At 70.4% G+C, this 11641-nt stretch carries 11 protein-coding genes and 1 pseudogene; 5 read left to right on the plus strand and 7 right to left on the minus strand.

Going from position 1 to position 11641, the window contains the following annotated elements:
- Positions 1-155: 155 nt before the first annotated feature.
- Positions 156-749 carry a TetR/AcrR family transcriptional regulator gene (locus ACWDEN_RS41305; RefSeq protein WP_351615830.1) on the plus strand — a complete coding sequence of 198 codons (594 nt, stop codon included), beginning with the start codon at positions 156-158 and terminating at the stop codon, positions 747-749.
- A gap of 113 nt (positions 750-862) precedes the next feature.
- On the opposite strand, the gene ACWDEN_RS41310 is transcribed toward ACWDEN_RS41305, so the two are convergent.
- Entirely contained in the window at positions 863-1930 is a 1068-nt protein-coding gene (locus ACWDEN_RS41310) for an alkene reductase (protein WP_351610891.1), read from the minus strand.
- 250 nt (positions 1931-2180) lie between these two features.
- Here ACWDEN_RS41310 and ACWDEN_RS41315 point away from each other — a divergent pair, with 250 nt between their 5' ends.
- Entirely contained in the window at positions 2181-2714 is a 534-nt protein-coding gene (locus tag ACWDEN_RS41315; protein ID WP_351610889.1) for a MarR family winged helix-turn-helix transcriptional regulator, read from the plus strand.
- A 92-nt stretch (positions 2715-2806) separates the two neighbouring features.
- Here the strand turns inward: ACWDEN_RS41315 and ACWDEN_RS41320 are convergent, their stop codons facing one another.
- From ACWDEN_RS41320 to ACWDEN_RS41330, 3 genes are all read right to left on the minus strand, one after another.
- The gene (locus ACWDEN_RS41320) at positions 2807-3274 is read right to left on the minus strand and encodes an HIT family protein (RefSeq protein ID WP_351610888.1); all 468 of its coding nucleotides are present in this window, start codon (positions 3272-3274) and stop codon (positions 2807-2809) included.
- A gap of 815 nt (positions 3275-4089) precedes the next feature.
- Positions 4090-4602, minus strand: coding sequence for a GNAT family N-acetyltransferase (locus tag ACWDEN_RS41325; protein ID WP_351610885.1), 513 nt, complete (start codon positions 4600-4602; stop codon positions 4090-4092).
- Positions 4603-4972: 370 nt separating this feature from the next.
- Entirely contained in the window at positions 4973-5440 is a 468-nt protein-coding gene (locus ACWDEN_RS41330) for a hypothetical protein (RefSeq protein ID WP_351610883.1), read from the minus strand.
- 171 nt (positions 5441-5611) lie between these two features.
- On the opposite strand from ACWDEN_RS41330, the pseudogene ACWDEN_RS41335 reads away from it, so the two are divergent.
- Positions 5612-5863, plus strand: a pseudogene (locus ACWDEN_RS41335) (transposase family protein); the annotation flags it as partial.
- 258 nt (positions 5864-6121) lie between these two features.
- On the opposite strand, the gene ACWDEN_RS41340 reads toward ACWDEN_RS41335, so the two are convergent.
- Positions 6122-6838: an SDR family oxidoreductase gene (locus ACWDEN_RS41340; protein ID WP_351610881.1), complete on the minus strand. Its 717-nt coding sequence runs from the start codon at positions 6836-6838 to the stop codon at positions 6122-6124.
- 72 nt (positions 6839-6910) lie between these two features.
- Between ACWDEN_RS41340 and ACWDEN_RS41345 the strand changes: the two genes are divergently transcribed.
- The gene (locus tag ACWDEN_RS41345; protein WP_351610878.1) at positions 6911-7723 is read left to right on the plus strand and encodes a helix-turn-helix transcriptional regulator; all 813 of its coding nucleotides are present in this window, start codon (positions 6911-6913) and stop codon (positions 7721-7723) included.
- Positions 7724-8068: 345 nt separating this feature from the next.
- Here ACWDEN_RS41345 and ACWDEN_RS41350 read toward each other — a convergent pair whose 3' ends face one another.
- On the minus strand, positions 8069-8401 hold the full coding sequence (locus ACWDEN_RS41350) for a hypothetical protein (protein ID WP_351610875.1): 333 nt from the start codon (positions 8399-8401) through the stop codon (positions 8069-8071).
- A gap of 425 nt (positions 8402-8826) precedes the next feature.
- The gene (locus ACWDEN_RS41355; protein ID WP_351610872.1) at positions 8827-10311 is read right to left on the minus strand and encodes an MFS transporter; all 1485 of its coding nucleotides are present in this window, start codon (positions 10309-10311) and stop codon (positions 8827-8829) included.
- Between the two features lie 247 nt (positions 10312-10558).
- Here ACWDEN_RS41355 and ACWDEN_RS41360 point away from each other — a divergent pair, with 247 nt between their 5' ends.
- Positions 10559-11500, plus strand: a complete 942-nt coding sequence (locus ACWDEN_RS41360) for a helix-turn-helix domain-containing protein (RefSeq protein ID WP_351610870.1) — start codon at positions 10559-10561, stop codon at positions 11498-11500.
- Positions 11501-11641: the final 141 nt, after the last annotated feature.

Genomic DNA, 11641 nt, shown 5'->3' on the forward strand with positions numbered 1-11641 from the left:
CGAGAACTCCAGGAAGGTGAGGCGTGGGCACGCACTGAATCATTCAGCTTGTATGATTGCCTTTCCGGTGTATCACACGACCCGTGTGAAACGCGAAGGCAGCGCTGGGTAACGTTCGTCACACACCATGTGTGATTTCGGATAGGATGGGCGCCATGCCGTCCAAGCCGCCCGTCCACCGCCGCCAGCCGAATCCGGACAACCCCCGCGTCCAGCGCACCCGTGCCCGCATCCTGGCCGTTGCCCGCGAACTGCTGCCCGAGGTCGGGCTGACAGGGTTGACCACCGCGCTCCTGGCCGAACGAGCTGGCGTCACCCGCCAGACCCTGTACCGGCACTGGCCCAACCGCGCGGCCCTGCTCTCCGACGTCACCCTGCAAGGCCCCGACGTCGGCTACCCCGAACCCGGCGCAGACGTACGCGCTGTCGCCACGGCCTGGCTGGTCAGCCTCCGCGCCGGTATCACCGTCCCCGCCACCCGCACCGCCGCGCTGGCGATCGCCGCCGAAGCCGACCATGACCCCGACAGCGCCCAGGCCATGGCCCGGATCACGGAGGACCGCCTCGCCGCGCTGAACAGGCTCCTGGAGCCTTCCGGCCTGCAGATCACCGCCGAGCAGTACAGCCTGCTCTACGGCCCCCTCCTCGCCCGCCTCTTCTTCGACCGGGCCGAAGCCACCGACGAGTTCATCGACGCCATCGTCACCCAGTGGCTCACCACCATCGACCACACGCCCGCGCGGAATTGAGGCATGCCACCGCGAATCGCGCGCCAAGAGCTGTGCGACGGGTGCCGCCTGATCGGCCTTCGGTCGATCAGGCGGCACCGAACACCAGGAGGGCCGCAACGCGGCAACGGACGTCAGTCCAGGGTCGGGTAGTCGGTGTAGCCGCGGTGGTCGCCGCCGTAGAAGGTGGCCGGGTCCGGGGTGTTGAACGGACCGTCGGCGGCGAGGCGGCGCGGCAGATCGGGGTTGGCCAGGAACAGCGCCCCATAGGCGACCATGTCCGCGCTGCCGTCCTCGACCAGCTTCAGCGCGCCGGGGCCGGTGGCGTCGGGGTGGGTGAACGGGTTGAGGACGAACGTGCCGGGCCACGCCTTGCGCAGCGACGCGGTCAGGGCGCGGTCCGGCCCCTCCATGAGGTGCAGGTAGGCAAGCTCCAGGCCGGCGAGCCGGTCCAACAGCGCCCCGTAGACCTCGCCCGGGTTGTCCTCGGACATGTCGTTGTACGGGTTTCCTGGCGAGATCCGCAGGCCGACCCGGTGGCTGCCGATCGCCTCGGCCACGGCCGTGACGACCTCGACGGCGAAGCGGATCCGGCCCTCGACACCGCCGCCCCAGGCGTCGGTGCGCTGGTTGGTGTTGGGGGCGAGGAACTGGTGGATGAGATAGCCGTTGGCACCGTGGATCTCCACGCCGTCGAACCCGGCCTCAACCGCGTTGCGTGCCGCGGCGGCGAAGTCAGCGATCGTCTGCCGGATCTCCGCCTCGCCCAGCTCCTTCGGCACCACGAAGTCCTTCGGCCCCTCGTGGGTGTAGACCTGGCCCTTGGCGGCCACCGCCGACGGCCCCACCGGAAGCAGGCCGTCGGGCAGCAGGCTCGGGTGGCCGATCCGCCCGGTGTGCATCAGCTGCGCGAAGATCACACCCCCCTCGCGGTGCACGGCGTCGGTCACGGTCCGCCACGCCCGCACCTGCCCGGGCGTGTGCAGTCCAGGGGTGTCCGGGTAGCCCTGCCCGACCGGCGAGGGCTGGATGCCCTCGGTGACGATCAGTCCGGCGCTGGCGCGCTGCGCGTAGTACGTCGCCATCAGTTCTGTCGGCTCGGCACCGGGCCCGAAGGCACGGCTGCGAGTCATCGGCGCCATCACGACGCGGCTGGCCAGGCGCTTGCCGCCCAGGACGATCGGATCGAAAGCAGTGGTCATGGCCTCTTCCTCTGGATGAGTGCTGTTGTGCGGTCCGGGCGCACGCGGCCCGGCCCGCACGGGGCGATTACCTGTTCGGACAAGTAAATCACCTGTCCGAACAGGTAAAGTCGTCCACCCATTCCCCAGGTCGAATGTGAAGGGCGTCACACCTCACGGCCTGCTGTTTCCCGCTCCGAAGCGAGACAGGCCGCCGAAGGGCCTATCGACAGGTAGGATTAAGTTGATCGGGCAGGAAAGTGAGGAAGAGATGGCACAGCCCACACCGGAAGCCGGATGGGGTCCCACGGGAACGGGGCAGGAGGCAACCGTCCCGGTGCCGGCCGCGGCCGGCAGCGGCCCGATCAGTCACGCGATCTTCCGCCTGGCCCGATTGCACCGCATGTTCGCGGGGCAGCTGCTGCGCCGCATCGGACTTCATCCGGGCCAGGAGCTGGTCATGATGCACCTGTGGGATCTCGGCCCTCAGCGGCAGGCCGACCTCGTGCGCCTGATGGACTCCGACGCCGCCACCATGACCCGCACCGTCCGGCGCCTGGAGCAGGCCGGCTTCGTCCGTCGCCGCCCCTCCCCCACCGACAAGCGCGCGTCCCTCATCGAACCCACGGTGGCCAGCCATGCCCTGCGCCGTGAGGTCGAGCAGATCTGGAGCCGGCTCGAGGACCTCTCGACCGCTGATATGTCCGCCGAGGAGCGGGCCGCGGCCCTGCTCACCCTGCAACGCCTGGAGCACAACCTCGTGCAGGCCGCCGCCGATCCCGCGGGTACGGACGAGGAGCGATAACGCCTCGGCGGTGCCCATCTGTTGGGGCAAACCCCGGACCACTCGTCCTTGGCTACGGGGACACGCTGCCTCACGGGCATCCAGAGGGCCGGTCACGGGGCGTAAGGGTCAGGACGTAGGTGGGCGCGAAGGCCGTGCACGATTTCATCTGTAGTGCCGGCGGACACCCGTCGTTGTTCAGGCTGCCTGAGCAACCCGAAGACACCAGGACCACGCAGACTTTGGGGAAGATCGCTCATGCGCGGCACAACGTGGAAGTGCACATGGGCGAACCCTTCAACCTCAGCGAACTGCGCAACGTAGGTCTTGACGCACCCAGTCACGTCGTGGAGAGCCCGAGACAACCTGACCTGCCACATTCCCAGCGTCTCGGCCTCCAACTCGGTGAGCTCGTGGATGGCCGTCACATGGCGACGGGGCAGCAGCACCAGCCATCCAGGAAGTGCCGTGTCAAAAGCATGGGCCACCCGCCAATGCTGATCCACGACGATGCGCTCACGTAGTGGCAGATCGTCGAATCGTTCTTCCTGGCCGCAGGCGTAGCAGTTGGCTGTCGTCATGCCAGGAATCGTATGGCTCTGAGGTATCCGCCGACTTGACGCATTGGGCCGAAGTGAGGGGCCACGAGCCGCCGTTGCCCGTCACGCCAGCAGTACACGTTTCCGTAGGAGGGCGAAACCGGCTCGGTCGCGGAACGATGCCTGCGGCGAGGGTGTGGATGCTGGGCAGGTCGTCCTGCCGGACGGCATCGAGGCAGTCCGGCAGCCGCTCTCCCTGCCCGTCGGTCAGAACGACAGCGAAGGACCGGACGTGTGGCGCGATCCCGCTGGTAGCTTCCCGGGTCCGGAAGCAGATCGATCGGACGGCGGGTTTCGACGTCCACCAGCACGGTGCCGTAGTGGCGGCCCTTGCGGGTGGCGCGTGCCTCTACGCCGACCACCCGCGGCGCCGGGCACCTCGGGCTCAGACAGAGCGTCGACCAGGCGCATGACCGTGCTCCGGCTGACGGACACGCCGAGGACGGAAGCCGGCCGGGTGCCGGCCCGGCCGGCCAGGCCAAGACCGACTGCGGCCAGAGTGGAGCGCAGCCGCCCGGTGTGCCCTGGCCGTAGCTGCGGATGCGGCCGGGTACCTGCTCCGCGAAGGTACGGCGGAGACACACTGTTTTCCGGTACCGGAACCGCCGAACTCGTAGCTGGAGCACGGCTCTGCGTCAGGCGCTCGGGGGACGCTCAGACGTCGCTCACAGTGGCCCCTGCACGAAAGCTGAGCCAGAACCCCAGCCACGACGGCGATTGTTCACGGCTTCTTCAGATCGGCCGATGGGGGCGTGCCACGCGGGAGCCCGGAGTCCCCCGCGCGGGCACAGGTGGGGTCAGATACCGAACGGTGCGGCGAAGTGGACGGTTCCGGTGGGGAGCGGATGGCCGGCGTCGAGGCTGAGTGCCATCAGGGCGTCGTCCGGGACGTCGATGGCCAGGCCGATGCCGTGGTCAGAAGCACGGGTGAATCCGAACCGAGGGTAGTAGGTCGGATGGCCGAGGACGACTACATGGTGTTCGCCGCGTGACCTTGCCGCGGCCAGGGCCGCGCGGACGGCCGCGGTGCCCGCACCGGTCCGCTGCTGCTCGGGTCGGACAGCGCACGGGGCCAGGCACAGGGCCGGTGTGGTGTCGATATGGCAGCGTGTCAGCAGGGCGTGAGCCACCAAGTTGCCGGCCTTGTCCGCGGCGACGAGGGACAGGCCCTCGATCCAGGCGGTCGGATCGGCGCGCAGGGCGTCGACGAGGTCGGCCTCCGCAGAGGTGGGGAAGGCGGCGAGATTGATGTCGCGAATGGCGGGGACGTCGGCGCTGGTTTCGGCGCGCGTGATCCAGGTGTTGTCCATGCCGGTGGAAGATCCGTTTCAGGAGGTTGTCGTGTGGTAGGCCCCGCGAGCTCACGCTCCCAGCGAGGGCGGACAGGAGAGTCAGGCCACGGCTCGGGACGTGAGGGAGACCCGGGCACTGCACAGCGTGGCCTTGAACGCGGTCATCAACCTCACCTCCCTTGGCGTCAGCTCCTGATCAAGCACGACCCACCAACCATACACGGCTCCGAGTGCACACACCGGTACGCCGGCCTTGCCGCTGTCGAAACCGGGGACATCCAGAGCTCGGTGGTCGAATCCAGACGCCTCGCAAAGTGATGTCGAGTGCTTTCCACTGTGGTGGCCGGAGCCGTCCGGAGCCTGATACGCGCCCCCCAGGCGGCCCGGGTCAGCCCAGCCTCTCGTGGGCCGCGTTGAGGAAGGTGTTCATGGGTGCGCGCAGGTGGTTCCACGCGGCTTCGGACTCGCCGAGGTCCTCCCACAGGACATGGTTCACCGCGCTCGCGTAGTCCCAGGCGAGCTGGTAGAGCTCGGGCCCGATGAGGACCAGGATCATCCGCTCGCAGACCCAGAGGCGTTCGATGAGGTCCCGTTCGGCGGCGCGCCATTGGGGGGTGCAGCCGGAGGACCAGTCAGGTGCCCCGTAGCGTTCCTCGGCGAGGCGTATGCCCTGCTGCGTGAGCTGGATGAACTCCCGCACCACCTCGAGCCGTTCGGCACGGCGGGCCTCGGCCAGTTGCGCGGCCTGGCGCTGGTCCTCGCTGCGGGCGGCCTGGCGTGCGGTGGTCAGCTGGGCCAAGTAGGACATAGCTCCGCCGAGTACGACACCGATCAACGACGCCCAGACCTGATTCACCCGTTCACGCTAGCCGACAGGTGCGCTTCGTTCGCACAGCCGCCGGAAGTGAGGGGGAATCAGCTCGCTTGCCAGGTTTGACGACGGTGGCGCGGGCCGGGTACGGGGGCAGGTACGGCCGCAAAGCCCGCATCCGCCGAGGCCTCCTGTCTGCTCCCCCACGTGGCAGCGGTGACCGGCCCGCGCCGCAGCCGGGGACGCCGGCACCCCCAGGTCTTCGTCATCACCCAGGCGACGTGTGCGGTCCTGGGCAGCGCGAAGTGCCTGGCGGCGATCGCCGAATGGGCCGCCGATGCCCCAGCCCACCTGCTGATCCGACTCGGCGGGCCGCGCCGTGAACCGGACACCGGCCCGGCCGCCACGGCCGAGGCCGCCAACCGGCGTGTGGTCCAGAAAGTCGACGGCCACGCACTGGACGTTGCCATCGGTGCGTGGCCGGCCCAACGGGTGCGCAGCGGTGCGGCCGAGCAAAACGACCAACCCGCGCCCGCACTCGCGGTGGACGGCAAGACCGTGCGCGGTGCCCGCCGTCCCGACGGCCCGACGGCCCGCCCCACTGGACCTGGTCGGCCGCGTCGACCTCGCGGACACGATCACCCCTGTCCGCAGCCTCATCCGCAGAGCCTGGACCACTCACCGCTGGGACACCCGTCCCCGACGCAGCCCATGGCTGTTCACCGATCACCAGGGCACGGGCGTTCCGTCCCAGGAGAAGAAGCCACCCGTGGGGCCGTCGTCTGGCAGCAGGGCCAGGCGGAGGGCACCGTGCGCGGCCTCGGCCGGGTCACCGCCGGCAGCGGCGGCCCTGGGGTTGAGATCGGTGGCCCGCAGGCCGGGGGCGAGCGCGTTGACCTTGAAGCCGTCCTCGGCCAGTGTCTGGGCGTACAGAACGGTGAGGGCGTTGAGAGCGGCCTTGGACGACCGGTAGGCGGCGGCGCCACCGCTTCCCGGGGCGAATTGTGGGTTGGGGTTTGTACTCCAGGTCAGCGACGCTGTACCACTGGAGATGTTGACGATGCGGGGGTGCGGGGACCGGCGCAGGGCGGGCAGGAAGGCATTGGTCACCGCCACCACCCCGAACACATTGGTCTCGTACGTGCGCCGGTACTCCTCGACCGGGGTCTCCGCCGGTGGGGCGAGTGACGGTGAGATGCCCGCGTTGTTGACCAGCACATCCAGGCGGTTCACCCGAGCCGCGGCTTGTGCAATGGCGTCGGGATCCGTCACGTCGAGGACCAGCAGCCGGGCGCCGGCACCGATCTCTTCGACGGCCCGCTGTCCGCGCCCCGGATCGCGGGCGCCCACGTACACGGTGAGACCCTCGGCCGCGAGCAGCCGGGCGATGTGCTTGCCGATGCCCTTGTTGGCACCGGTGACCAGAGCTGTGCGATCGTTCATGCAAACTACGGTCCCCTGGCGGTGGGCACCCTGCCAGGGACAGTTTGTACCAGGCAGGCGGCGGGAGGTGGCATGGCGCGGCAGGAACTCGCCCGCTTCCTGCGGGACCGTCGGGCGGGCCTCCGTCCGCACGAGGTCGGCCTGACGACGAGCACCGCCCGCCGTACGCCGGGCCTGCGCCGCGAGGAAGTGGCGGTGCTCGCCCATATGTCGGTCGACTACTACACGCGGCTGGAGCAGGCCCGGGGCCCGCGGCCGTCGGCCCGGATCCTTGACTCGCTGGCCCAGGCACTGCGCCTCACGTCGACCGAGCGCAGCCACCTGTTCCGTCTGGCGGGATCGCCACCGCCGCCCGGCAGCAACGCCGTGCGGCGGGTACGCCCGCACGTGGCCCGGATGCTGGAGCGGCTGCCGGAGACCGCTGCCATCGTCACTGACGCGACGTACGGCGTCGTCGCCTGGAACCCCCTGGCCCAGGCACTGCTCGGTGGCGACCTCGCCGGCGGGACAGCAAACCTGGCCCGGCGCCGCTTTCTGGGCGAGCGACAGATGCACGAGAGCTCCAAAGCCGAGGAGTTCGGGCACATCGTCGTGGCGCGGCTGCGCCGGGCCGCTGACCGCTACCCGCGCGACCCACAGCTCACCGCCCTGCTGGCTGAACTGCACGCCGGCAGCGAGGAGTTCCGGCAGATCTGGCAGACGCATCCGGTCCACGCTCCCGGGCACCGCACCAAGACCCTGAACCACCCGGAAGCCGGCCCGCTGCGGTTGAACTGCGACGTCCTGCTGGTGCCCGAGGATGACCAGGAAGTCGTCCTGATCACGGCAGACCCCGGATCACCATCCGCGCGGGCCCTGCACAGGCTGGCCAGGCAGGTCGCCTGAGACCGATGCCTCCTGGAGATGCTCGCCGCACCCTGCCCGGCATGTCAGATGGGCCCGCACGTGGGCGCGAGCCGCATACGAAGTCTGGGAACCGGGCCGTGCGATCCGCTGCCTCGGGGCGTGATACGGGGCGTGATACCCGAGGTCAGGACGTACAGGGCCCGGCAACTGCACGTGGACTTGCCTCCCGCTGCCCAGACCGGCGGACTCGGCCGTGATCATGTGCCGTTCACCGACGATCGGTCGGAGCTGGCCTCGGGATCGTGGGAGTCGAAACGCATGACTGGATTGGCTCTGTGCGCAGTTCCACGCCTGAACACGCCACATGCAGGGCGTTGCACGGGCTCACCGCCGGGCGACGTCCAAGCGTGAGAAGTGCTGGGGTTTGATCTCCCAGCCACTACCCGCGAGGCCCAGGGTGAGTCGGCCGTGGGACCAAGTGCCGCGCACCCTGATCTCCTCGGGCCTGAGGTGGCCGCGGGTGGTGAACGCAATACGCGCCCCGCGCTGTTCGAAGTGTGCCGTGTGAACACCTGAAATAGGCGTTTCGCGTCGCAGCCACCTCGCGAGTGCCTCGGCGTCCTCGGGCCGGGGTGCAGGGCGCACGAGCACGTCGAGGACGGTTCCGTCTTCGTAGAACCGGAACACCTGCAGATCCGCGGCGAAGATGCCGCTCAACGGCGTAGGTCTCCGGCCGCCGTTCCGACTGGGCATGGCGCCTCTCCGATCTCATGGCGGCCCGGGCACCGACCCTACCGGCGGACAGTCTGATCCAGACCCTCGGACCCCACCCGGTACTCAGCGGGTCACCGGACCTGCTCACCCTGATTCCCCGTCCGCACGGGTCGGCCGTGTCGCGCACAGTAGCTGTGGGTGACATTCAGCCCGCGCCGTCGGCCAGGCGATCCTCGGCGAGGATGCACTGGACGCCGGCGGCCGAGAGGCGCATCCCTTGTTCCTGGCCGAGGCGATGACGAGCTGTGCCGTACTGCCTGCTGCGGCAGGAGAGGTACCCCGAACTGCGTGAGGCGGTACGGCACAACGAGCTCGTGTTCGTGGACCTGGATCCGCTGTGGGTGGCCGAGTGGAGCCGGTCGCGGGGGTCAGCCCCGGGGCAGGAGGAGGCGGGACAGGACGGCGGTGGCGAGGAGGAGGGCGGCGACGGCCAGGAGGCCGATGCGCATGCCTGGGAGCGAGAAGCCCCCGCCGGGGCCGGGGAGCAGACTGCCGAAGAGGGCGACTGCAAGCGCGCCTCCGGTCTGACGGAAGGAGTTGAGCAGCCCCGACGCGGTCCCCGCGCGCTCTCCAGGGACGGCGTCCATCAGGAGCGCGGTCAGCGCGGGCACCACGAGCGCCCCGCCGACGCTCAGCGGCAGCAGCAGGACCAGCACCAGCCACACCGGGGTGTGCGCGGCCAGCGGCAGCATGGCCAGCATCGCTCCGGTGAAGATCAGCTGACCGGCGACGATCACCGGCCGCCGCCCGATCCGCTCCGCCAGCCGCGGCGAAACCAGGTTGGTCGCCGTCACCACCGCCGACATAGGGACGAACATCAGCCCGGCCGTGATCCCCGACATCCCGCGCAGCTGCTGGTAGTACAGCCCGAGGAGGAAGACCCCGCCGTAGAAGGCCGCGTTGACAGCGAAACCGACCGCCAGCGGGACAGCGACCCGGTGGTCCGTCAGCATGCCCAGGGGGACCATGGGCTGGCGGTGCCGGGCCTCCACCACGCGGAAGGCGAACCCGGAGGCGACGGCGAGCGCGGCGGCGACCAGCACGGGGCCGCTGGTCCAGCCCAGGTGACCGCCCTCGATCACCGCGAAGGCCAGCCCGGCGAGGGCCAACACGGCGGTGAGCTGGCCGCCGCTGTCCACCGCGGCGGGCCGGCGCGCGGAGCGCGGCACCCGGACCAGCAGGCCCAGGATCACCGCGCCCACCGGAAGGTTGATCAGGAAGACCGCCCGCCAGCCGGCCGACTCGGTGAGCAGCCCGCCCAGCACCGGCCCCGCGGCCATCGCCACCGAACCACCGACCGTCCACAGCGCGATGGCGCGGGCACGCGCCCGGGCGTCCTCGTAGGCCTGCCGGATCAGAGCCAGCGAAGCCGGCATCACGACCGCGGCTGCGCCGCCCTGCGCCACGCGCGCGCCGACCAGCACGCCGATGCCGGGCGCCAGGGCGCAGCCGAGGGAGGCGAGGGTGAACAGGGCCACGCCCCAGGCGTAGGCACGGCGGGCGCCCGCACGGTCGGCGAGGGCGCCGGCGGACAGCATCAGGGCCGCGAACATCAGGGTGTACGCGTCCACCACCCACTGCAGTCCGGTCATCCCGCCGTTCAGGGACCTCCCTATCGCGGGCAGAGCGATGTTCACGGCCGAGACGTCGATAGTGATCACCGTGAAGCCGAGCAGCGCAGCGACCAGCGCGGTGCCGCCACGCCGCGGCACGGTGAGGGCGTCGGCGGGCGGCGCGGCTGGTCGGGACCGGTGCGGCTGTCGTCGCCGGAGCGTGGGCGCAGACGACTGCCGACCGTGCCCGTGGGCGGGCGCGGTGGACGCGGAGGTGGCAAGGACAGGGACGGATCGCATGATGAACTCCTTGGTAAACAAAGGGAAATGACTGCACATCGGAGAGAGTCGGCGGGCGGCCTCAGCCTGCCGGGGCCGCGGTCCTGTGCCTCGCACGCCCTGGGCTCCGGCGGCCGGGCCGCCCGCTGCGAGAACAACTCTCCGCCCTCACGTGGGCGCCTGGCAGACCGGGCTGTTCCCGGGGTGCGGCGTTCCAGGTCCTGACAGGGCCCCCCACGTCCCCGGTCCACCTGCCACAATGGGCCGAATGGCAGCAGCAGACCCACGGGGCACCGAACTCGGCAGATATCTGAAAGCCCGCAGGGCGCAGGTCCGGCCGGAGGACGTCGGCCTCCCGGCCGGCGCGGGACTGCGCCGTACTCCCGGACTGCGCAGGGAGGAACTGGCCGCGCTGGCCGGAGTGAGCGTCGACTACTACATCCGTCTGGAGCGCGGCCGGGAGACCAACCCCTCCCCCGCCGTCGTGGACGCCCTCGGCCGCGCCCTGCGCCTGCGCGGCGACGCCTACGAACGCCTCCACGAACTCGCAGAGTTGGCCTCCGGACGGATCGGTGAACTGCCCGCCTCCTCCGAACACGCCGTCCGCGACTCGGTGCTGCGGATGCTGGAGTCGGTGCGTCCGCTCCCCGCCTACGTGGTCAGCCGCTACAACCGCATACTGGCGGCGAACCCGCCCGGCCGTCGACTGCTGCCCGGACTCTGGGACTGGCCGCAGGAGCAGCGCAACCTGACCCGCTATCTCTTCCTTCACCCGGTCGGCCGGACGCTCTATCAGCCCTGGGAGGAGACCGTCGCGCTCTCGGTGGCGCATCTGCGGGCCGTTGCCGGAGCCGATCCTGATGATCCCGAGCTGACCGCGCTCGTCGGTGAACTGGTGGTGAAGTCACCGGAGTTCGCTCGGCTCTGGGAGCGGTACGACGTCTGCGAACGCGGCGGAGGGCAGAAGTCCTTCCGGCATCCGCAGGTCGGACCGATGACCCTGACCTACGAGGTCATGCAACTGGCCCGGACGGGCGGCCAGCGAATGGTGGTCTACCAGGCAGTCCCCGGCACCCCGGACGAGACCGCCATGCTCCGCCTGGACTCCGCGGGCGCCCGACCGGAGTCGGTACCCTCGGAACATCCGGAGCCAGCCGACGAGCCATGCCCCACCGGCACGCTTTCCCCGGCCCACACCTCCGCCGGCTGAGCCTGGCCCCCCCGGACGGAGCCGGCAATTCCTGGAGGTCTTCGTCGGCACCCCCCCGGTGGGCCGGGGCGCCCCAGGACCCGAAGACCCGGGCCGGGGGTCAAGACGAGGGGGGGGGGCGTCCCCCCCCACGCCCACCCG

Source organism: Streptomyces sp. NPDC001153 (assembly GCF_053598315.1).